This window comes from Thainema salinarum CENA647 (assembly GCF_057732415.1).
In genome coordinates, this window is sequence record NZ_JBYJZJ010000022.1 from 1,698,674 (window position 1) to 1,721,677 (window position 23,004).

Below are 23,004 nucleotides of genomic sequence, written 5' to 3' on the forward strand. Positions count from 1 at the left end.
TTTGTACTCCACCACGCACCGACTCCTAATAATCCCATGTTCTATCGATTCTCTCGTTCTGCCCTGTCGTTTATCCTGTTTGCTGGATTTGCGATCGCGACTTCAGGCTGTAGTCTGACTAGTGATTCTACAACTGAAATTGAAGCTTCTGCGAATATCACAGCTTCCTCTGAGGCAGAAGCGGCAGCGGAGCCAGCGGAATCATCCACCACATCGACAGAATCAGAGACTGCGACGGAGGTGCCAGCAGCAGATCCGGGAGCCGTCGCTTACTACCAAGGAGTCAATCGGGCGTCGAGTGCATTTAGTATTTCCCAAACGGCCCGCACACCGGATGATTGGAAACTCGTTGCCAGTCGCTGGCAGCAAGCGATCAATCTTTTGACAAAAGTTCCCTCTAGTAGTGAATCCTACGGTGCGGCCCAAAGCAAAATTGCCGAGTACAACCGTAATTTGCAAGTCGCACAGGCCAAGGCCAATGATTCACAGGTCTCATCGGTGACCAGCCAGGGCGAAAAACGAACGTTTCGGGCTCGCGTTATTGGTCGAGCTGGTGGAACACCTGTTATTTTGGTGAATTTCAACGGCGGCAAGCTCTATCCGATGATTGTGGATACGGGAGCCAGCGGCACGGTGATTACCACCCAAATGGCCAATGAATTGGGTGTAGTGCCTGCTGGAGTCGTTCGGGCGCAGGTGGCTGATGGTCGGATTGTCGAAACGTACGCGGGTTATGTGCAGTCGGTAGATGTAGCGGGAGCAAAAGCGGATAATTTACAGATCAGCGTTGCCCCACCCGCAATGGATATTGGTCTGCTCGGGAATAACTTTTTTGCTCAATACAATGTCACGTTTGAACAAGATTGGGTAGTTTTCCGTGAACGCTAATACAGTAAAAGCTGAAAGGCGGCCTGCGCTTAGCGCAGGCCGCCTTTCAGCTTCTTGACTTGACATCGATTCATAGACTTGAGATAAATTGCTGCGCGGTATTGCCGCGCAGCAATTTATCTCAAAATCCAGCCATTGGGAAGCCTAGTGATGATGGTGGTGGTGATCACCGTGGTGATGGTGGCCGTGATCATGCACGTGGTGATCATGAGCGTGGGTGTGACGCTCAAAGGTTTTCGATTGAGTAGCCGCCAAACTGGGTGTAACCGCTAGTGCCTGCTCAGAGAGCAGCGCTTCGATCTGGGGATGTGCCCAGTTTGCCGCCATTTTCAAAAACTCTGGGTCATCGTTGACGCAGGGCATTTGCACGTAGGTGACATCCGGTCGCTTGCGGCGCAGGGCCTGGATGATGTGATCCACATCCAGCAGCGTTTCATGGTTTTCGGTGGCGAAACCAATTGGCATGAAGACCAGCGATGTTGCGCCCAGATCCATCAGGTTTTTAGCCGCTTGGGTGACATCCGGCTGTGTCCACTCAATCAGCGGCGTATCGTGATTCAACCAGCCCACCGAAATCAGCGGATAGCGGTGAATCAGCCTTGCTCGAACCAGTTCATAAAGTGCTTCGCTTTCGGCAATGCCAGAGGTAAAGCCTTTGGCCTTGTGCGGACAGCCGTGATTCATCAGGATAATCCCAGTTTGGGACGGTAGATGAGCCACCGCTAAGTAATCGTCGATCTTGTCTTCGACCATCTTGGCTAAGCGGTCGATATAGGCAGGTTCGTTGTAGAACGACGGGATGTAGCGCATGCCTTTGACCCAGTGTTCGCTGCCCGGATCAGCTAGCTTGGCTAGAGCATTATTGACCTGCTCTACGGCGATGCCGCTGGTAAAGATGGAGTCTACCACCAGTAGCGGATAGATCAGAATTTTGTCAAAGCCCTGAGCCTTGATTGCCGCCAACACCTGCTCCGGCAGATGGGGGGCACAGAAGTTAAATGCTTTGAAAACTTTGACCTGCTCACCCCAGCGATCCTGGAGAGACTTTTCGATACCGGCGCGCTGGTTCTCGAAAATGGCGTTGTGGGGAGAAATAAAGTTGCCGTGCTGGTGATTCCATTCATGCAGATCAAACACAGCCAGCAAACGTGCGATCGCAGGATAAATCCAGGTCGGTACTGGGGCAAATTTGGCAGTTAGCAGATTGAGTGCTTGTTCGTTGTAATTGGCAAAATCGTCATAGCTTTCTACTTCGCCATAGCCCATTAGCAAGACCGCAACGCGATCGCGACTAGTTTGAGCGGGAGATGTAGATGCTTGTACGGTTTCGGGGGTAGTGACCACGTTGAACTCCTCTAGCAGTGTGTCAGTTAGTTCAGTGTTGATAACGGGTTGGTCAACTGGTGAATTAACAATTAGCTTGTGATGTTTAGCGTTGAATACCGAATTTGTAGAAACCTAGCTCATGTTTAGCAAACAGCCTGCGCCGCAGGCTGTTTGCTAAACACCACGATGGTTCTTTAATTCAGACGAGATATGAAAGATAAGGATCAATCAGGTTTAAACGCAAAGTCACAATCGATTATTCATTGCGACCTTGCAACCGTTAGTTAAGTGCACATTTCTCCGGTTCAACCCATGAGTTGAAGCGATGAAATGGGCAGTCAACGCCTCCCTATCTTGGCAAAACAACCCGGCTAGGCAATCTGCGCTAGGTCAGATTTTGGACATACGCCTATTGGTTAGCAGAGTCATTAAAGAATCTAGCTGAAAGACTATGAGCAAATCTCTGAAAAGTATGTGATGCATAGCTTTCAGAAAATGAGCTTGATCTTAACCAGCGGATTTTTTTAGTGCCATATTGGTTTCGTAGTATAACGTATATCCCCTGGAGGGGGATTGACTGAAGCTATCTCTCTAGTTTGTCTTAAGCATTGGGAAATAAGGCGAGAGGCGTAAGGTGTGAGTGCAATTCAGAGGTAAAGTGCTAGCCCCACAGCCGACGACGGGCTAGTCACTTGGAGACGGTCGTGGGTATCAAATAGCAATCTGGGAATCTCAAGCTGTTCGGGACAGCGGGGCAGGCAGTCACCGCATTCGGTGCAGCGGCTGGCCTGTTTGCCGGGGAACCAGTGCCCGGCATTTTCAAACATGCGGTAGCGGTACTGACCAAAGGTGGTCATATCGTAGGCTACGGCAAGATTCCGCAGTCGTAGCACTTCGGGGATGTTGATCTCCTCCGGGCAGGGTAAGCAGGCGTGACATTGCTGGCAGAGATCGCAACCTAGAGCGTCAGTTTGGGCTTGATCTAGCTGTTGGAGCGTTTGTTGTTCGAGTGGCGTTAAGGGGGCGAGGGTGTCCGTGCGATCGCAAATAGCCAATGGTTCATAGAGTTCGTCTGGAGTGGCGGCTCCGACGCTGAGGGTGGTAATGCGAGGATCGCTGAGCAGAAAGCGGTAATTGAGTTCTAAGGGCGAATAGGGCTGACAAAGCTGACGGAGCTTGTCGGGAGGCGTATAGAGCTGTCCGCCTTTGTCGGTTGGGGAAATAATAAAGATACCCATATCCCGCTGGTGCGCCAGTTCTATGGCCGCTGCGTGGCGCTGAAAGAAGAGGTAATAGTGCAGGTTGACGAAGGCAAACAGGCCCGTTGCGATCGCATCTAGAATCAGCTCCAGCGAGCCATGAGTCGAAAAGCCCACATGGTGAATCTGACCTGCCTGTACTGCTTCCCGTACTGCACTCATGCAGCCCTGTTCTGCTGTGACCCACTGGAGATGCTCTGGGGTGTTGATACCGTGGATTGCCAGATTGTCGATATACCCCATGTCCAGCCGAGCCAGCGACTGTTCAATCTGCTGCGCCATTGTCGCGGCATCGGGCGTGGGGGGGATTTTGGTCGTGATATAAAGTTGCGATCGCGGAATATCTAACTCACGTAACGCTTGTCCCAAATAAACTTCGCTCTGTCCATAGCCAATGGCCGTCTCGATATGATTGATGCCAGAGTTCAGCGCCTGCCGAACCGTTTGCGTGAAGATATCCGCTGAGGCTAAACAGCGCATTGTGCCGAGCGAGAAGACTGATAGCTGCTGCTCGGTTTGACCAAATCGTCGATAGTGCATGGGTTAGGAGCAAAACCAAATTTAGCTTTTCGCCAACCCCTCGCACCGCGAGGGGTTGGCGAAAAGCTAAATTAGTCTTTTTACAGTAAAACGTTGGACAAGTACAGTTTAGAGACAACGATCTAGAGACAAAAATAGCCATCGGCAGAGCTGATGGCTATTTTCTCGATTTAACGTTCCATTACGAGGTTTCACTACCGCCCGTAAATCGGTGCCGCTGTTGGGCAAAATCTTCGGGACGGATGTCAGAGACGAAGTCCTTAAATGCTTTCCGCTCAGCTTCGTCCGCTTCACGATCCACTGGGATCGCCGCTTCTAAGACCACTTCTTCCATTACCCAGATTGGGCTATCTAACCGGATGGCAATTGCGATCGCATCACTGGGGCGAGCGTCAATTTCCTTCTTGACTTCACCTTGCTTAAGGGTCAAAACAGCATAAAACGTGTTGTCTCGCAGCGAGTGAATCACAATCCGCTCCAGCGTCATGTCCCACTCTTCAATTAGATTGACGATCAAGTCGTGGGTGAGTGGACGAACAGGAGTCTGGTCTTCAAGCGCATTGATGATCGACTTTGCCTGCTCTTGCGCGATGAAGATAGGGAGTTGGCGACGGTCAGCAGCATCCCGGAGCAGCACAATCGGACTGCGAGAGAGCGCATCCAGTGCAATTCCAGCGACCTTCATTTCAATCATGGATTTGGCCTCTAGATTCCATTGGGCAGAGGTGGACGATAAGCCTTTGGGAGTCCAAATGCTGAAGGTAGGAGCAATCTGCGCCTGCGGTTCAATCTAGACCCTAGAAGACCTATCGCAAGGGATCGGTATCTATCAATCCGAGCTCTTATCCGACTAGCCTGTGAATGCCTAATGCAAATGTCTAATCAGATAGTCTTACTCTAGTCCAATCGTATCCAAAATGGGGGAACCATTTCGCGATGCCTAGAGCGGACTTTGCCGATCCTAGCCTGCACTTAAGTATGCCCTGACATGGACGGTAGATCTTACGCTCTTTCCTAAGAATTTAAAGAAACGATAGCGTAGGCCAAATTTGTAACACTGTTCAACAGTATGTATGGGTTCTTGTCGGTTTTTTAAGGATCGTGGATGGGGGAAGGCTGTAGATACCCAATCCTTAGGGGCGATGCAATGAAATATCGGTGTTTTTACGGAATGTGGTGAAATTCCATATCGTAGCGGTAGAGGGCGACTGGATGGTTCAGGGCCTTGAAATAATCAGCATCTTGGGACGACAGATAAATCGCGGTGATTTGGTCAGCGGTGATGGGGATATCGGCTTGGGGATGATAGGTATAAGCCGTCGTCGTTTCGACCTGATTGAAATAAAGCTGGGGCGCACCGCGAAAAACTTGCTGAAACACTTCAGTTGTCAAAAAATGCTGATCATCAGGCGTTTCAATGGCCCGACCCGTCACTGTGGAGGTGATCTGCCGATTGCCGCGCAGCAGCGTAATTTGGCGATTGGGTGAGTCTGGATCGACCTTGACATCAACCACAGCCTCCTTGCCCAGATAAGCTGTCGCGAGATTCAAACCGTTAAATGCTCGATCGGCCACAATCTCATGCTGTGTGTCGGCTGAGAATGCGGCAGGAGCAAGCTGAGGCAGCGGCAAAAAGCGGGAAGCAGGCTGGGCTACATCATTCGGTTTGAACCGGACGTGAAAAGCGACAGGCTGGTTCAGGTACTGCCGATTGCCTTCAAATCCTGGGGTTGTCACCTCTGGAGCGAGGGGAGCAGTCAAATCTACCAGTGTGGTAGTGACGATCCACTCTCCCTCGATCCAGTTGGGATAGGCTAAATCTCCCTCAGCCGATTCCACAGGCGGTTTGCCTTGCCAGTTGGGATAGTTGGAAATGCGATCGCAAATCTCTCCCGCCTGAGCCGCACCCGTACAGAAGATCCACACCAGCCCCAGAAAGATCAGAAAGACCCAAACCCGTCGTGGATTGTAAGGTTTACGCTTTTTTGACCGATAGTTACCCATAGCTCACAATGCTTCAACTGGGGCTGGCTGCCACACCTCGCCGTACTCGTCTCGTAGCTTTTGCCACGCTTCTACCTGACCGGGAGCATATTCACCGGGTTTGCCCCACTGCAAAAACAGGCTGAGGGCGTTGTTGCCGTCGCCATCTACGAAGCGAATGGCATAGGTGGTAAAGTTGCCCCGCTTGGCCTCGCCTTCTTCAAATTTCACTTGCTGAATCGCGTCCATGTTCAGGTGGAACTCGAAGCCCTCTTGGTGCATGTTGGCATACTTGCCTTTGGGTAATTCGGCGTAGAACAGCTTTTCGATGTTGCCTCGCGCCTCCAACACCGCTGCGCTACTGGTGACAATCAGGCGCAAGAGTCCCAGTGATTCACAGGCTTCTAGAAATTCTTTTAGAGTTGCAGCCATCAATTTATGTAATTTATGTCAAAACTACAGGTACTCCGAGATCTTACCTGACGACTCTCACAGGATCATGGATAAATTGAACAGCGCCGTCTAGAGATTACGTCCGATCGAGCCAAATCGCCTGTAGGCCAGCCGCACAGGCTCCTTCATAGTCCATTGAATGACTGTCGCCAATGTGCAGGGCGGCGGCTGGGGGACAGTTATGCTTTGCGATCGCAGTTTCAAAAACTTTGGCATCGGGTTTGGCGGCTCCGACTTCTGTGGAGATGGTCACAGAGTCAAACCAGGGTGCTAGCTCTAGCGCTTCTAGGACGGGATACAAGCGGGAGTCAAAGTTGGACAGAACACCGAGGGGAATACCCTGTTGCTGCCAATGCTTCAGCGCCTCCCAGACATCAGGATAGACGAACCAGGGTTTCGCTGTTTTGAAATGCTCGTATAAATCCGAGAAAAAGGCATCAAAATCAGCAAACTGATCCAACAGGCCCACTTGTTCAAAGGTTTGAACTGCGATCGCAGCCCACCAGTCGTACTCTTGCTGCGGAATCTCATCGGCATGGGCATCTGGAAAGGCCATTGAGGGAGCTGCCCGAAAGCTAGTGATAAAGGCCGTATTCACCTGTTCAGCATCCGCTTGGACGCCAAACCGCTCAGCAATTTGACAGTAGGCAATGCCCACACTATCGCGCACACCAAACAGTGTCCCGACCGCATCTAGAAAAATGACTTGCGGACGGTTATTCGTGGCAAAGTCGATGGCTTTTAGGGACGAAACAGATTGGGTCGAGAGATTGGATGGCATAGCAGCTGAAGTCAAATTGATGTAAACGCCAGGGTTACGCAGAGCAGGGGCGAATAGCCATTCGTCCCTACGTAATATCTCATTTTTGCCGATAATGTGACCTAGCAAAAACTAAATCACCGTTGCAAAAAGAGCCGCGTTGCGACTTTTCCCAACGGTGATTTGTTTTTGATTGAGTGTTTTGAACCTGCTATTTGTTTATTCGTTGTTGGTGCTATTGCCAATCATTTGTGGACAAGCGGCAGCGCGGACAGCTTGGAGATACTGGGCGCTACGAGATGATTCATCAGTCACTTGAGCGGCTTCACGTAGAGCGTCGGCCCAGAGTTCTTGTTCGGCGAAGAAACTGGTGCGAGCCAGTGCGATCTCATCTTCAGACGCATTTTCAGAGACAAGCTCAGTTTCCAGTTCTGTGAGTGCAGCTGCAATTTGGTCATGTTCTGCGGTTTCAATCAGCTGGAACGGAGCAGTAAATATCAAAGTGCCACGCTGGTTATACAGCGCCCACTGATAAACCGTATTGGGGGTAAGGGGTTCACCGCTGTACGTAACCTGCAGCTCACCTGCCGTGGGTTCGTAGCTCCACAGGACAGTGTCGCGATCATCATTGGGGGTGACTTCAATCCGGCTGATATTGCCTGCCCAGAAGAAAACAGGATTTGCGCTCCAGATGGTGGAAACCTGGCGCTGAGGCAACACTGGAGCAACGATGCAAAATAATGGATCGCGCGAACCGCCAGCACTGGGGGGCAGATTAGGTTCATCCCCTCTGGCAACCATTGGTGCGCCAATCACTAAACCCAGCGTTAAGGCGGCAACTCCACGAACAACTGATGTCAAAACAGTGCGATTAACCATAAGTCTTCCGTTGAAAAGGGGGCAGAGGAAACACATAGAGCCCCATCGCCAAACTGGGCAGCAGCCACGGTAGTAAGATGCCAGCGCTCACAAATAGCTGAAGGCTGAACAATCCGTAAGTGCCTAAACCCGCTACAGTTATCATCCGCCAGCGGTGGCGATGGGTTGGATCACGTTCGATGTAAACTGCGATCGCTTTTCCTAATACGAGAAACAGCCCCACCAGCCACAAATCCGGAAGCGGCACGATTAACTTATGATTCAGTAACCCAGACATGATGTAGGCATGGACTTCTCCCCCTGGCATCAACCAGCGTGGATCGGGTGGATTTTGTGCTTGCCGCCAGTAGCGGGTGGCGGGTGGCAGCGACAGATTATCTGCGCCCATTGCGTCTACTCCCGCTTCTTCATAGCCACCGGGCATAATCAAAATTGTTCGCTGTCCATACTGCTGCTCAAAATCTGCAGGGGACAGCCGCAAAAACTGGGCCGAGGGAATCCGCTGATATACCTGCTGGGGCGGAATCGAAAAATCAGTGATCGGCTGGAGCCAAAACTGCTTCCAGGCATACGACCATAGGGTAATGTCCGACAGAACAGCGCGAGATGATAGGGTTTGAGCAATCTGAATGTTCTGATCGGTCTGCGTCATCTGTGCAAACGCGCTGGGAGACAAATCGGGCTGCTCACCGCGCAACTGGTGCGCTAAGGCCATTAGATGCCCCAACGGCAGGGGTTTGGGACTGCGTGGCAGAATCGGCACATACAGCCCTTCCCCCCACATGCGAATATCGCCGAACCATTTTTCGTCCTGCTGGGTCGCTTCTGACCCAATCGGTAGCCAGGTGCCAGTATCGTCTTTGACGGCAGCTTGGATGAGCCATGCTCCATGTTCTTTGGTTGCCATCTTGACGGACTGATCCAAGATAGGATCGGCTTCTGCTTGGGGGCGATCCAGAACATAGTCCAAGCCGATGACGTTTATCTCCAGCTGGGCGGCTTGGTCGATGAGACGGGCCAGATAGGTGCGGTCAATCGGACGCGGATTGCTGATACCGTCTGCAATTAGGGATGGATTGTCAATTTGAACCAGCAGAATGGGTGGAGCGGTCTGAGGAATTTGCTGAGTGACGTGACGGTAGACGGATTGGGTGAGTAACCGCTGATGGGTGAGCCAGGACTGGACAGGCAGCGGCCAACTGATGCCAAGCAGCAGTGCGATCGCAACGGCTTCCCACGGTTTAGGCGCAAAATTAACCAGTCGCTTCTTCCAGCCAATAGGCTGGAGCTGAAACAGGGTGGAACCCGGATGGCGGAACAGCGAAGGCACTAGAGAGGCTGACGGATACGCTAAATTTTGCTGGTGTCGCAGATGGGTACAGGCGGCCAGTAGCGCATCATGGACGTCGTTATGGCTAGCCAAAGCCGCCAAAAACTGCGCCAAAAAGACCTGTGCCACCTGGTTGTGGATCGGTTCCCGCATCACCGCTACTTGGCTTAATCCCAAATCGATCAGCGATTCGGCCAGGTGCAAGCCGCTACAGGAGTTGAACAGGGCAAATCGTAAACCGTTGACCTTGGCCGTTTGCAGATGAGGCGCAAGTTCGCGAATTGCGATCGCAACTCCGGGTGCAATGCTGATTTCTCCTCCGGTACTCGCAGACTCGTTGCTGTGTCCGGCAAAAAACAGGATATCCCAACCTTTCGGATCGGCAATCGTGTGGCAAATTTTAGCTTTCCAATCCGTGGCAGACTGCCCAACTTGCCAATGGATGAAGTGAACATTGGCCAGCCGATTTAGCGATCGCACGGCTGTCTGCTCAACCTGAAAATCTAGCCCGGTGTTGTCGCCCAAGATGACTAGAATGCGAGGCTTCATGCGGCGAACGTGCGTGACGGCGGCATCCGCATGAATATTTGCAGGAGCCCGCACAATTCGAATCGAGTCGGACAGACCAAACTCCTGCCCCAAATCCCAGGTTTCCCAAGGGAAACGTGCCATTTCCAGTGGCGTACAGGTTAAAAACAAGTCCAGATGCGGCTCAGTTAACTGGCGGCGCTGCTGAGCAATCGTGGAGCGAATGTCAAACAGTTCTGCACTACGTAGCCAATGGTGAAACGCATCGAGCAGTTTCGCTTCCGCCTGTACCAGTTGACGATGCCAATCGACCATCGGTGCAGCGAAATTTCCGGTACTGACAGCGCGTCCCCGCAAACTGGAATCGTTATCTGCTTCTGGGGACGGCTGAATCGCTCGATTCAGAGATTTATAAAAATTAAGATAGCTACGGTGCCATTCTTGATAGAGCGACGTGAGCTGTGCCGGATAGGGCAGTGTAGCCGATATATGCTGTCCGTATCCCCAGGCCAGTTCGAAGGTGCATACGGTTTCGATCTGCTGAATTCGAAGACGCAGTGGGAAGCGCGAAGTCATAGGATAGCTTAGGTCGCCAAGACGAGTGACGAGCGGATTGGCTGAAATCTAGACAATATTACCGTGACCGTATTGTATCGCTCTGCTTTGGAATCCCACAGTGCTGATGGCAACTGGCTTAACAGATCGAAACAGCCCCCGATCCACACAGGATCGGGGGCTGTTTCTTTATAGGAGGTTCACTATAGAGAGTACGTATATCATCGGACAACTCAATACTGACTTAACCGCAAAAAGAATGAACGAACTGGCTGATATGTTCACTAGAAGTTCGATAAACTTCAGCTAACGTAAACTCTTAATTAACTGTGACGGTTAATCGTGACGGTTAATCAAGATTACAGTTAATCAAAATTGCGACAATTGCTTAGGAAGGCGGATTTAATAAGGTGAAATCTTTGAGGTAGGGACACGGCAATGCCGTGTCCCTACAGATGAAACGGTTTATAGGTTATTTAATCCACAATCCTTAACCCAAAAAGAGCCGCAGCACATCCGGTACACGACGATGCCAGGACACTTCTGAATGCTCACCCTGTGCGTCTTCCACGACAAACAGATCCTGGTTGAGCGTATAGCCATATCGGCTAGTTAATAAATCGCGCAGTTGCCGCCCCCGTGTGGTGGTGCGGGCTTCGATGAAATTGTTGTGGAATTGACCATCGCGAATTAACCCCCAATCCATATAGATTTTGGGATGGAGATTTGGTTGGCTCAGCGTCGGTTCTGATAAGCGGATCAATTTAGACGAGCTGATTGGGCGCAAAAATGGTAGTGCCAAGGGATTGGAATCTAATCCAACCCACAAGGACGGTGAAAATGCGGCAACATTACCAACGACTTTGGGGTTGAGCATGCCCATTAGATAAGCGGCCAAACCTCCGTGGGATGCGCCGATGATCAGCGTTTGGCTCGCATCAGGCTGAGTCCGATAGTTGCCGTCGATAAACGCTTTCACGTGATTCGTCACGTAGTCTGTGTACTCTTCGATGCCGCCGCCGCGACTGGTGCCGATATTAGTGTGGGTATATTCATATTCGCGATCGCGGGGATGGATTGCCACGACGATCACGGGCTGAATTTGGTTGGCCTGGTACAAATCACTCAGCACAGAGCCAAGATACCAGGATTCATTAATCGCACCGCCGCGAAAAAACGCCGTATCGCCATCATTCATATAAATGACTGGATAATGCGCTTGGCTGGCTTCATAATCTCGCGGGATGAACACATGAACCTTATGGGGGGCATCCCTAACGGTGAGAGGGTCGTAGGTATGGAAAACGCCAGCCGGATCGCCCTCGTCATGGAACCAAGCGGTCTGCCCACCTTTTGTAAACGAATTACCCATAATGCGTTCTGGATAGGAAGAATGTAGTAATTGATTTCTTGACAAAATATTTGCGTGGCTTCAGCTTAACTCAAACCCCACAGCGGTTTCATGGCCCAGCAAGGTCATTATTTTAAATCTATAAAATTTTCGGTGAGCGAGCATCAATACTCAATTCCGGCCTGAGCTTTCACGTTTTGTTCCCGGAACGGATGCTTTACCAGCTTCATTTCCGTGACTAAATCGGCTCGTTCAATGAGGGGAGCAGGAGCACCACGTCCAGTCAGAATGATATGGCTATTCGTTGGTTTATCTTCTAAGCCAGCTAGCACCTGCTCCATAGTGAGATAACCCAGCTTCAGAGCCACATTAACTTCGTCGAGCAGAACTGTGCGGAAATCTGGATTGCGGATGCACTTGGCTGCCTGTTGCCAAGCCACCTGCGCCATATCTGTATCTCGCTGCCGATCCTGAGTTTCCCAAGTGAATCCCTCACCCATCGCATAGAACTCAATTTGATCGCTCCAGTGTTCCAATACCCGCTTTTCGGCAGGTTCCCAGGCTCCTTTAATGAACTGAACGATGGCAACATTGTAGCCATGACCCAGCGATCGCAACACCATGCCCAGAGCAGCGGTTGTCTTTCCCTTACCGTTGCCCGTGTGGACAATCACCAAGCCTTTCTCGATCTTGTCGGCTAGCCGCTGATCCTGTACTTCTTTGCGACGCTGCATCTTGCGTTTGTACTGTTCCTCATCTAGCCCAGACAAGGCTTCCGTATTTTCGGTCACGGTAAATGACTCGTCGTGAAGAGTGGAATCAGCGGTCATGTTGCACCTCGTTTGAACCTGTTCGGGCGGCTGCCTCTGTCATGGTATAGCAGTTGTCGTGCGAATCAACTTTAAGCTTTACGATTCAAGCTTTACGATTCAATCCGGCAGCGTCCGGCGGCATCGCAATCTGCCGACTGCTGCTGACGATTGGCCATGATAGTCGCCAAGTCAGGTCGTCCAGTGAGCTTTAACCGCCAGTCGGCCCAGATACCGTAAAGAAAATCTGCGATCGCACCTAGAACGGGCACTTTCGTAATTGCATACACCCAGCCCATGCCGAGAATTTCATACACTCGGCGAAAGACTTCTACGTTTTTAATCACTGTGCCATCGGGCAACACCGCATGAATCCGACCCATCGCCGCTTCAAAATCAACGCCGCCATTCTCAGCCGCACTGTAGTCATCGGCAGCAATATCGACAAACTTGACTAACCCGCGTCCGGCATCCCGCTTTTGCAGAAAATTGACCTCCCGCATACACAGCGGACATTCACTGTCGTAGAGCAGCTTGATTTGCCAGGTTGGGGAGTGAGGTTGAGTGGAGGTTGTTGGGGTGGGGGTGGGAGTTGTGGTCATGGGGGATGGTTGATAGTTGATGGTTGATAGTTAATGGTGAATTGGTTTGGTTAGGTAGAACGTGATTTGTCTTGCTTCTATTTTAGAAAACTTAACAAATCCTGCATCTAATCTCACCCTCGACTCCCTCGACAGTCTCCACAACCGTCTTACAACCCTCAACAAATCTCTTAGCTCCCTCGACTCCCTCGACTTTCTTTACAGCCCTCTACAGCCTCAAATCCCTTTACAGCCCTTCCCCCTTCTCCCTCACCCTCCGAACCGCCTCAATCAATTCCGCCTGACCAAACGGCTTAGACAAATACTCTGCAAATCCAGTGGCGAGGGCTTGTTGTTGTTCGTCCGTGCTGTCGGATGCGGTCATTGCGATCGCAACAATGGCTCGTCCTGCTTTTTGAGTCTGAGCGGCTTGAGCTTGGATGGCGCGAATGAGCGTGAATCCATCAGCACCGGGCATTTTGAGATCACTGATCACCACATTTGGTCGAAAGGAGTCCATATAAGCCAGAGCTTCCGGCACAGAGGCTGCGATCGCAGTGGTGGCTCCAACATCTTCTAACGTGAGGGCAACGAATTCTCGAATGACGGGTTCATCATCGACGACGAGAATTCTCAGACCAGAGAGTAGATTGGGATCAGCTTCATTCATTCAAATACGAGCAAATACAAGATGCGATCGCGGATTGACAGCTAGACCGATCAGGCGTTGCTGTCAGAGGCTCAGGATTTACCGTGAACCAATCAGCATTAGGCCGATGGCGCTCAGCTAACTACTTGATTAACTGAAAATTAAGAAAACGCTAAGAATTAATATTCTACTGAGACAAGTTGATGAATTATCAATTGATTTCAACAGTCCGGACAGTTTTTGGGAGAGTGCGAAGAAAGCTATCCACCGTGTAGAGTGCGAATGTACCTAACATGTCGCACCAATGGATAGCCTCAATCGGATTCTAACCGGTTTGCTGGAGACAGCAGGCCATTTGGTAAACCCCAACAACAGTTTTTGTTGACCTTGATGACCACAATTTTCGTGGTCTGTGGCAAGGTGAACTACGCCAACCTCAGTCGTTACAGTGACTTAAGCGAGCGAAGTTACCGTCGACACTTCGAACGGGGCATTGGCTTCGAAGGACTCAATCAAGCACTGATAGAACCATTAAGACGAGACGAGGCGGTTCAGGTCGCAGTGGTCGATTGCACCTTTATGGAAAAAAGTGGACGGCACACCTACGGTCTAGACCAGTTCTACAACGGTAAAACCCAGCGTCCAGAACGGGGCTTAGAACTGTCAGTGGTGGCGATTGTCGATCTGGAGCAGAATACAGGGTACACGCTGTCTGCCCAGCAAACCGAGGCAGACTTACCTCATTTGAGAGCGTCTTCGAAACAGGGAAAGGGCGCGAAGGGCAACCGGATTGACTTCTATCTGGGGCATCTGGCCTACTGCCTGACGTTCTTCCCCACTTGGATTCGCTACATTGTCGCCGACGGGTTTTACAGCAAGTACAAGTGGGTCACTGGCGTGGTGCAACTCGGGTTTCATGCGATTGGCAAACTGCGCTGTGATGCCAACCTCAAGTTCCTCTATGAGGGGCCATACCAAGGGCGAGGTGCTCCTCGACGCTTTGACGGCAAGGTCAACCTGCAAGACCACCGACGATTTCAGTTGGTCAAACGCTTGGACGATGGAGTTTATCTTTATACCGCCATCGTTTGGTCGGTCAGCCTCAAGCGCAACATCCGGTTGGCCTATCTGCTCAAAGAGCATCGGGGTCGCCGCAGTTATGTCGTGCTGTTTTCTACCGACCTCAACATTGACCCGTTCCTCCTTTACCGGTGCTACACGGCCCGATTTCAGATTGAATTTATTTTCCGTGATGCTCGTCAGTTTACCGGGTTAGTGGACTGTCAAGCTCGCTCTGCCGAAGCGATAGACACCCATGTCAATGCCAGTTTGATGGCACTGAACCTGGCTAAAGTCGCGTTGCAAAACAACCAGAAAGACGATGATTCGCTGAGCTTCTCGCTCGCCTCTTTCAAACGACTGGCCCTCAACCAACATCTTTTAGACCGATTTATTGACCAGTTTGACTTGGAGCCGACTTTAATTAAATCCCATCCTAATTACCAAAAGCTGCTTGATTACGGGGCGATAGTCTCCTAAATCTGTCCGGAGTGTTGTGATTTGCAAATGATTTTTAGAATTAAATCCGTTGCCGTCCGGAATGGGAATTAACCATCTTGTAGTTGACGAAGTCTATTGCGATGACCATTTGTTTAGTCAGCAAACTGATTAATAAGCAGGAAAAAAGATAGACAATTTTGTATCACTTGTGTATTATTTGTAGTATCACCATCCAATTTGAATCACTCTGCGTTGATTCACTTGGATTCAAGCCTTTGATTAATCACTGAATCATTATTTAGATTCGTCTTTTCATTCATTACGCTATCAGCCCACCTAAGGTTTACGGTTTCAAGATTTAAGTTCAAATCAAGTAAACGTTCACATTATTCTGAAGTACTAACCTTTTCCCATGAAACGTTTTCAGCCCTTATTCCATCTCCTCAATCTGCTCGTTCTCCAGCGAACGGGCACGGTTGGCGGCATGGAATTGGGCTGTTTTGGTGTGAGCGATCGCAACGGCCAACAGCGCATTCAGGAAGGTTATTTAACCAGTCGTGTCATGAGCGGCACGCATCGAGATTGGATGCGATCCATAGGCGGATTTTTGGGCAATGGCTCGATGCAGCTCAGCCTCAGGACTGCAGCAAGACGGCTCGAACTGCTGGCTCAAGCGGCAGGTGCAGCCACTATTGCAGGCGTGATCGATGCAGCCAATGCAGCCAATGCAGCCAATTTGCGCGATCGCCTAGAAGCTGGCTTATCGAGCATCGCGCTCCAGTTTAGCGATTGCCCGAGCATCAAAACATCAGAACCCCGATTGAAAGGCGGAGGGAGTAGGCGTTTATACGTCGCCTCTACATAGAACTCTCGTTCAGTTCTACTTTCCCCCGCATCTCAGTTGGCAGAGCGGGGGCTTTTTATTGGCTTTCGTTCCCAACACAGCAAATCTTCGTCTTGGTAAGGGATGGACAAGCCATGTTGAAGTTGACCTATGTTGAAGCGGATTTATTTTTAGAACGGTTAGACTACACGCTCGAAACCTTTGTGGCGGAGCGGGTTGTGCTGGCGGTGCGGTTAGGACAAGAGCTACAGGTGCAGCCTAGTGGCGCGTCCTTCTTGCTACCGACTGATTTGCCGAAGCTGTCGATGCTCGAAGCCACCATTCGGCTAGAGCAAACCCAGGCGTTGTCTATCACTCCAGTGGATGAAGACTACGCCGAGGTCAGCCTGCGGGGTACCTGGGTTGCTACCGATACCGAGGCGCATTCTGGCGTATTCGTTTGTGCGATCGCACCTGCAATCGAGGGACTGATCACCGAACTCTGGGAACTGGCCCACCGCCATGTCTCCTACTTGCGGTGATGATCCGTTTTGCACTGTGGGCGCAGGTTTCGTTATCATCTGGTTTGCACTGTAGGGGCAGGTTTAGCCGATCAATCATGAGTTCTAACCATAAATTGATCAGCAAAACCTGCCCCCACCGCTGTGTTTAACGAGATTAGATAGGTGACATCATCGTGAAGGTTGCATTTATTGGCATGGGGACAATGGGCGCACCGATGGCGCTGAATCTCCTCAAAGCGGGGCACGACGTGACCGTGCATAACCGCACCCGCGATCGCGAATTGCCCGTTGCCGAAGCGGGAGCCAGCCGCGCCGAAACGTCCCAAGCGGCATCAGTTGGTGCGGAAATCATCATCACCTGTGTCAGCGACAGCGCCGATGTGGCAGCCGTCATCCTGGGTGAGCAAGGCGTGATTCACGGTGCCGAAGCTGGGGCGCTAGTAATTGACATGTCCACGATCAGCCCGATTACCACTCGGCAAATCGCCGCAGAGTTGGCCACTCGCCAGATCAAAATGCTGGATGCGCCCGTGTCCGGTGGTTCTGAAGGGGCGAAAAACGGCACGCTGTCGATCATGATCGGTGGCGATGCGGCAGACGTGGAGCGGGCTAGACCTGTCCTCTCTGCAATGGGTCAAACAATCACCCACGTTGGCGGCACCGGGGCCGGACAGATTACCAAAGCAATTAACCAAATTATCGTCGCGGGCACCTACTGGTCAATTGCCGAAGGCATGGCGCTGGGCCTGAAAGCCGGACTAGATATGGATAAGGTTGTGCAGGCGGTCGGTGGTGGTGCGGCAGGTTCCTGGGGTTTAACCAATCGCTCTGGCAACATGATCAACAACACCTATCCCTTGGGTTTTCGGGTACGGCTCCACCAAAAAGATCTCAAAATTGCTCTGGAAGCGGCACGCGAATTTGGCGTTACTCTACCTGTGGCAGCCTATGTTGATCAAGTTGAAGTTGGCTTGATGGCACAGGGTTATGGTGATGAGGACATATCTGCGATCGCACGTGCCATTCGTCAGCAGTCCGGTATTGATTCGCAAGATTAGTCTCTTTACGAAGAAATACTATAAATCTTTGATGAAATTCCTGCCCTTTGTTCAGCAGTAAACAGCCAGTGTTACCACGCTTCAGTATCGTTACGGAGTCCTTCTACTTCATCACCGTCATCTTGATGAACATCACCTCTTTCATTCGACGCAGTACCCCAGCTCTCTGTTTGGGCTGCGTAGTGGGGCTCACTGCTGGGCAATTAGATGCCAATGCAGCTTTGCTGGTAGGCAACACCGAAACCAGCAATATCGTTTTGTTCAGTGAAACAACCGGCAGCTTTTTGGGAGAATTTATTTCAGCTAGCGTTGGGTTAGATCGGCCAGATGCAATAATTTACGGGCCAGACGGCAATCTATACATCAGCAGCGGCACTACACCTGAAAATTCCGCGATTTTTCGCTTTGACGGCAAAACAGGTGAATTTATTGACAAATTTGCCACTGGTGGAGGACTGTATCGTCCCTATGGCATTGCATTTGGCCCCGATGGTTATCTCTACGTCAGCAGTTTTCTGAGCGATGAGATTCTGCGTTATGACGCGGTCACAGGCAAATTTGTCGATGTCTTTGCAGCAGGTGACGGTACTGCGAGCGGCTTAAATGGCCCCAACGGTTTACTGTTTGGCCCTGATGGATATCTGTATGTCACCACGCAAGGCAGTGTTGCAACAGATGGTGAACCTGTTTATCTGTTTCCCAGTGAAGTCCTGCGCTATGACATTACGACTGGTGACGGCGAGGTATTTGCCGAACAGCCACCGCTGCCAGATGTTAACTTTGGCTTCTCTAGCCTACTGGGCTTAGCGACGGGGCCAGATGACAACCTCTATGTGAGTGACTATGCCACAGGTATTCGCAGTTACGATTTCATGACTGGCGAAATCCTAGAGTACTTTGACACGAACTACACTGATCCACCAAGCAACTTCATCGGTAGCCTAGTTTTTGATCCAGACGGCAACCTCTACACGGTTGGATTTGACTTTTCGAACAATAACATCGGCTCAATTTTGCGCTACGACCCTGGCAGTGGCATTGATTTTGCCATATTGGCCGATGCTAATCCGCAGCTCCAGCGCTCCATTGGCATCACCTATTATCCTTACGCTGTGCCCGAACCTGGGGCAGCCGCTGCTCTAGGCGTATTGGGAGCCGGATTTGCGATCGCACGCCAACGCAAATCATCAACCTAAATTTTCAACCTAAACAAACGAAGGCAGGACCGCCTGCCTCACCTTTCTTACGCTTCGCGCCTTACGCTCCACCATCTGCGATCGCACAACAATTTTTTATCCGGCACAACCTGTCACTTTTCGCTAAAGATATGGGTTTAATAAAAGATAGAGATGTCAAACGAAATCTTACCCAGGGTGGAGTGAAATTTAACCAAAGTTGTGCGGTTTCCCCACCTGATTAATGGATGAGTTGCGATTAACATCGGTATATCGACTTCTAAAAGCAATGTTTCAAGCAGACTAAATTCCATAACTCATGAGACTAGGTTATGGAATTCGGCTAAATCGCCAGAAAGTTTAATAAAAAACTAGCAGGGTAACGTCTGTGTCTCTTGATACAATGCTGTAGAAGTCAGTTAACAATTCTAAACATTGACCAGACAACTGGTGTTTAGGAGTACAGTTTGGATTTCTTCCAAGCTTCAAGAAACAACGGAACTCAAGTAATTTGAGTGCAAGCCGACCTGTGGGAGGGTCGGCTTTTTATTTGGCGATAGTTATCAATAAATTTATGATTGTGTGCTGTGTGGGCTGCGGTGGCAGATTCCCTCTTTAGGGGTTTGACGCAAGGCGTGAGTTATTCGCCGTTTCAGGCGTAAGTATTTTACGATACTGAATAGAGGCCAATCTGCTTCTTAATGAGTCCAGTAGCCTTTTTCCCACCCTATTTCTAATCTCACAGCAACTAAACTCTATGCCACGATCGTCTCATTCTGCGTCTCACAACGCATCAGATTCAATGCAGACTTCTGCCAGTGCCGGATGTGCAACTGCCAATTTACCGCCGCTTGCGATCGCACCCGGACAAGTACATCGCGGTTCAGGCATTTTGGCGGCAGCGGGAGATGCGATCGCACAGCTGGGAGCAAGGCCTCTGGTAATTGGGGGAGAGCATTCGCTGCCGCTGGTTGAGGAGACATTAAGTGCGATCGCAAAAGAGCATGGTTTGACGTTAGTTCAGGCGACCTATCAGCCGGACTGTAGCGAATCATCCCTTGCGACGCTGCGGCAAGCTGCCGAGCAGCATCAGGCAGATGTGGTGATTGGTGTCGGTGGTGGTAAAGCGCTGGATACAGCGAAACTGCTGGCCTATCAGTGCAAGGTGCCTGTCGTGACCGTACCCACTTCCGGCGCAACCTGTGCGGCTTGGACGGCGTTGTCGAATATCTACTCGAACGAAGGCGCATTTCAGTACGATGTGGCGCTGGCTCGCTGCCCAGACTTGCTGATTTTGGATTATGACCTGGTGGCTACGGCATCGCGGCGGACGCTGGTGGCTGGTATTGGTGATGCCCTGGCGAAGTGGTACGAGGCTTCCGTGAGCAGCGGCCATTCGGCGCAAACCTTGCTGATTGCCGCCGTTCAGCAGGCGCGCGTCCTGCGAGATATCTTATTTCAAAAATCAGCAGCGGCATTAGCGGAACCTGGTGGCGCAGAATGGCGCGAAGTTGTGGACGCAACGGTGCTTTTAGCTGGCGTAATCGGTGGCGTCGGTGGCGCACAGTGCCGTACGGTTGCGGCTCATGCCGTGCATAATGGCTTAACCCATGTCAAAACGACCCAGAAAACGCTGCATGGCGAAAAAGTGGCCTATGGCATTTTGGTACAGTTGCGGCTAGAGGAACTGGTGCAGGGCAATCAGCTTGCAAGTTCGTCGCGACAGCAGTTGATTCGGTTCTACCGAGAGATTGGGTTACCCTGTACGCTTTCGGATTTGGGTCTTCATCAGGTAACATTGGCAGATCTGCAACATGCTGCCGAGCTGGCCTGTGATCAGCAGTCTGATATTCACCGTCTGCCGTTTACAGTCACACCGGAACAGCTTCTGGCAGCTATGGTATCGACCACCGTAAGCGAAACGGCTTCTCGCACCTCTGAGGTATCGGCATGACATTAGATTGGATTCAACCGGCAGATCGGCTTAAAACGCTACCACCCTACGTATTTGCGCGTTTAGATGAGCTGAAAGCAAATGCCAGGGCACAAGGACTCGATCTGATTGATTTAGGCATGGGCAATCCCGATGGCCCAACGCCTCAGCCTGTGGTTGAAGCTGCGATCGCAGCGATTCAAAACGTGGCAAATCATGGTTATCCGCCGTTTGAAGGCACGGCCAGCTTTCGGCGTACCATCACCGATTGGTATCGTCGCCGCTACGATGTCAACCTCGACCCAGATGGGGAAGCTCTGCCGCTCCTGGGTTCCAAGGAAGGTATTGGCCATCTCTCAATGGCTTACATCAATCCGGGCGACACGGTTTTAGTGCCCAGTCCAGCTTATCCGGCCCATTTTCGCGGGCCACTAATTGCCGGGGCAGACATTTACGATGTGGTGTTGACGGCTGAGAATAACTGGCTGATTGACTTTGGCTCAATTCCCGATGCGGTGGCGGAACGGGCTAAAGTTCTTTACTTCAACTATCCCAATAACCCGACGGCAGCGACGGCTCCCCGCGAGTTTTTTGAAGAAGCAGTAGCCTTTGCCCAGCGCTACGAAATCATGCTGGTGCATGATCTCTGCTATGCGGAGCTGGCGTTTGACGGCTATCATCCCACCAGTTTGTTGGAAATCCCTGGCGCGAAGGATATTGGCGTTGAGTTTCACACTCTGTCGAAGACTTACAACATGGCGGGCTGGCGGGTCGGCTTCGTCGTCGGCAATCGCCACATCATTCAGGGCTTGCGGACGCTGAAAACCAATCTGGACTATGGTATTTTCTCTGCGCTGCAGCAGGCAGCCGAAACGGCACTGAATTTGCCGGATTCTCACTTGGAAGAAGTGCAAAACCGCTATACCACTCGTCGCGATTTCCTGATCAAAGGCTTAAGCGAACTGGGTTGGGATGTACCCAAGACCGAAGCGACAATGTATCTCTGGGTACCCTGCCCTCCAGGTGTCACGTCCACGGATTTTGCTCTGTCGGTGCTGCAGCAAACGGGCGTTGTGGTTACACCCGGTAATGCCTTTGGTGAAGGCGGTGAAGGTTACGTCCGCGTTAGTCTGATTGCCGATTGCGATCGCTTAGGTGAGGTGCTGGATCGGTTCCGGCAGGCGAATATCCGCTTTCGGTCGGAACCTGTGCCATCGGCTCATTAACGGTTGCTGGCACTATCAAACTTGTGAGCGTTGGGTTACGCTAACTCAACCTACGGCTACGGCTCATTAACGGTTGCTGTTGATTTGTTGGAGTAAATTAGCCTGTGACTTTGCGTGCGATCGCAATTCCGCCCATTCATTCTGCCGAAACTGAAACCCCGTCTCATCTGTTTGTTGGACTGCATGGTTGGGGAGCTAATGCCCAAGATTTAGCGGGTTTGGCTCCTTACATGAATTTGCCGGACTGCCAGATGATTTTTCCTGATGCGCCGTTTCCCCATCCCCAGGCACCGGGAGGCAAGATGTGGTACGGCTTTCCGGCTGGCTATGATTTCAGCGATGTGCATAACCTAGAGCAGCAGGCCGATTTGCAGAGCAGTCGGGAGCAGTTACGCAATTGGTTGCGATTGCTGGTTGATCAGACGGGAATTCCTCTATCGCGCACGATTTTGGCGGGATTTTCTCAGGGTGGCGCGATGACACTGGATGTGGGGCTGTCGTTACCGTTGGCGGCGCTAATTGTGATGAGTGGTTATCTGCATGGATCACTCCGAATCGAAGATAGTGCAGAAACTCCGCCTGTGTTTGTCGTACATGGACGCTTTGATCCGGTTGTTCCTCTATCCGCTGCCCACCAGACCCGCGATCAGCTCCAAAAAGTAGGGGTGGCGGTTCAGTATCACGAATTCGATATGGGTCACGAAATTCAACTGTCCGCACTTGCACAAATAAGAAGTTTTGTACAGGATATTGGGCCAAAGGCTGGTGAAACAGCTTAGTATGAAAGGTAGAGCATACGGTAATTTGTCTCGGCTAGTTTTATACTCAGTCTGATCGGGGAATTACCGTTGCTTCCTAGCGGAATAAGGGGTAA

General features: G+C 51.1%; 21 protein-coding genes. 9 read left to right on the plus strand and 12 right to left on the minus strand.

What is annotated here, in order from left to right; all coding sequences use genetic code 11:
* The first annotated feature begins 36 nt into the window (after positions 1–36).
* Positions 37–888, plus strand: coding sequence for a retropepsin-like aspartic protease family protein (locus AC286M_RS14280; protein WP_488205027.1), 852 nt, complete (start codon positions 37–39; stop codon positions 886–888).
* A 144-nt stretch (positions 889–1,032) separates the two neighbouring features.
* Here AC286M_RS14280 and AC286M_RS14285 read toward each other — a convergent pair whose 3' ends face one another.
* From AC286M_RS14285 to AC286M_RS14340, 12 genes are all read right to left on the minus strand, one after another.
* Positions 1,033–2,232, minus strand: a complete 1,200-nt coding sequence (locus tag AC286M_RS14285) for a ferrochelatase (protein ID WP_488205028.1) — start codon at positions 2,230–2,232, stop codon at positions 1,033–1,035.
* Between the two features lie 629 nt (positions 2,233–2,861).
* The gene (locus AC286M_RS14290) at positions 2,862–4,013 is read right to left on the minus strand and encodes an aldo/keto reductase (RefSeq protein WP_488205029.1); all 1,152 of its coding nucleotides are present in this window, start codon (positions 4,011–4,013) and stop codon (positions 2,862–2,864) included.
* A gap of 181 nt (positions 4,014–4,194) precedes the next feature.
* Positions 4,195–4,707, minus strand: coding sequence for a bifunctional nuclease family protein (locus AC286M_RS14295; RefSeq protein ID WP_488205030.1), 513 nt, complete (start codon positions 4,705–4,707; stop codon positions 4,195–4,197).
* 470 nt (positions 4,708–5,177) lie between these two features.
* On the minus strand, positions 5,178–6,017 hold the full coding sequence (locus AC286M_RS14300; RefSeq protein WP_488205031.1) for a DUF6816 family protein: 840 nt from the start codon (positions 6,015–6,017) through the stop codon (positions 5,178–5,180).
* 3 nt (positions 6,018–6,020) lie between these two features.
* Positions 6,021–6,428: a ChuX/HutX family heme-like substrate-binding protein gene (locus AC286M_RS14305; RefSeq protein WP_488205032.1), complete on the minus strand. Its 408-nt coding sequence runs from the start codon at positions 6,426–6,428 to the stop codon at positions 6,021–6,023.
* 97 nt (positions 6,429–6,525) lie between these two features.
* The gene (locus AC286M_RS14310; RefSeq protein ID WP_488205033.1) at positions 6,526–7,230 is read right to left on the minus strand and encodes an HAD-IA family hydrolase; all 705 of its coding nucleotides are present in this window, start codon (positions 7,228–7,230) and stop codon (positions 6,526–6,528) included.
* A 198-nt stretch (positions 7,231–7,428) separates the two neighbouring features.
* Positions 7,429–8,088 (minus strand): hypothetical protein, encoded by a 660-nt coding sequence (locus AC286M_RS14315; protein ID WP_488205034.1) that lies wholly within the window; start codon positions 8,086–8,088, stop codon positions 7,429–7,431.
* Positions 8,081–10,522, minus strand: a complete 2,442-nt coding sequence (locus AC286M_RS14320) for a CHASE2 domain-containing protein (RefSeq protein ID WP_488205035.1) — start codon at positions 10,520–10,522, stop codon at positions 8,081–8,083. Before AC286M_RS14320 ends, AC286M_RS14315 begins: the two co-directional genes overlap by 8 nt.
* A 469-nt stretch (positions 10,523–10,991) precedes the next feature.
* Positions 10,992–11,873: an alpha/beta hydrolase gene (locus AC286M_RS14325; protein ID WP_488205036.1), complete on the minus strand. Its 882-nt coding sequence runs from the start codon at positions 11,871–11,873 to the stop codon at positions 10,992–10,994.
* A gap of 143 nt (positions 11,874–12,016) precedes the next feature.
* Entirely contained in the window at positions 12,017–12,682 is a 666-nt protein-coding gene (cobO, locus tag AC286M_RS14330) for a cob(I)yrinic acid a,c-diamide adenosyltransferase (RefSeq protein ID WP_488205037.1), read from the minus strand.
* Positions 12,683–12,774: 92 nt separating this feature from the next.
* Positions 12,775–13,263 (minus strand): thiol-disulfide oxidoreductase DCC family protein, encoded by a 489-nt coding sequence (locus AC286M_RS14335; RefSeq protein ID WP_488205038.1) that lies wholly within the window; start codon positions 13,261–13,263, stop codon positions 12,775–12,777.
* A gap of 226 nt (positions 13,264–13,489) precedes the next feature.
* Positions 13,490–13,912 carry a response regulator gene (locus AC286M_RS14340; protein ID WP_488205039.1) on the minus strand — a complete coding sequence of 141 codons (423 nt, stop codon included), beginning with the start codon at positions 13,910–13,912 and terminating at the stop codon, positions 13,490–13,492.
* Between the two features lie 369 nt (positions 13,913–14,281).
* Here AC286M_RS14340 and AC286M_RS14345 point away from each other — a divergent pair, with 369 nt between their 5' ends.
* The 8 genes from AC286M_RS14345 (at position 14,282) to AC286M_RS14380 (ending at position 22,909) form a co-directional block, all read left to right on the plus strand.
* Positions 14,282–15,430 carry a transposase gene (locus AC286M_RS14345; RefSeq protein ID WP_488203420.1) on the plus strand — a complete coding sequence of 383 codons (1,149 nt, stop codon included), beginning with the start codon at positions 14,282–14,284 and terminating at the stop codon, positions 15,428–15,430.
* A 373-nt stretch (positions 15,431–15,803) separates the two neighbouring features.
* Positions 15,804–16,256 (plus strand): hypothetical protein, encoded by a 453-nt coding sequence (locus tag AC286M_RS14350; protein ID WP_488205040.1) that lies wholly within the window; start codon positions 15,804–15,806, stop codon positions 16,254–16,256.
* Positions 16,257–16,369: 113 nt separating this feature from the next.
* Positions 16,370–16,756 (plus strand): alr0857 family protein, encoded by a 387-nt coding sequence (locus AC286M_RS14355; protein WP_488205041.1) that lies wholly within the window; start codon positions 16,370–16,372, stop codon positions 16,754–16,756.
* 155 nt (positions 16,757–16,911) lie between these two features.
* A complete protein-coding gene (locus AC286M_RS14360) occupies positions 16,912–17,796 on the plus strand; it encodes an NAD(P)-dependent oxidoreductase (protein ID WP_488205042.1) in 885 nt (294 codons plus the stop codon).
* Between the two features lie 68 nt (positions 17,797–17,864).
* The gene (locus tag AC286M_RS14365) at positions 17,865–18,992 is read left to right on the plus strand and encodes a Vgb family protein (RefSeq protein WP_488205043.1); all 1,128 of its coding nucleotides are present in this window, start codon (positions 17,865–17,867) and stop codon (positions 18,990–18,992) included.
* Positions 18,993–19,728: 736 nt separating this feature from the next.
* A complete protein-coding gene (locus AC286M_RS14370) occupies positions 19,729–20,925 on the plus strand; it encodes an iron-containing alcohol dehydrogenase family protein (protein ID WP_488205044.1) in 1,197 nt (398 codons plus the stop codon).
* The gene (locus tag AC286M_RS14375) at positions 20,922–22,130 is read left to right on the plus strand and encodes an aspartate aminotransferase (protein ID WP_488205045.1); all 1,209 of its coding nucleotides are present in this window, start codon (positions 20,922–20,924) and stop codon (positions 22,128–22,130) included. Before AC286M_RS14370 ends, AC286M_RS14375 begins: the two co-directional genes overlap by 4 nt.
* Positions 22,131–22,234: 104 nt before the next feature.
* Positions 22,235–22,909: an alpha/beta hydrolase gene (locus AC286M_RS14380; RefSeq protein ID WP_488205046.1), complete on the plus strand. Its 675-nt coding sequence runs from the start codon at positions 22,235–22,237 to the stop codon at positions 22,907–22,909.
* The last annotated feature ends 95 nt before the right edge of the window (positions 22,910–23,004 follow it).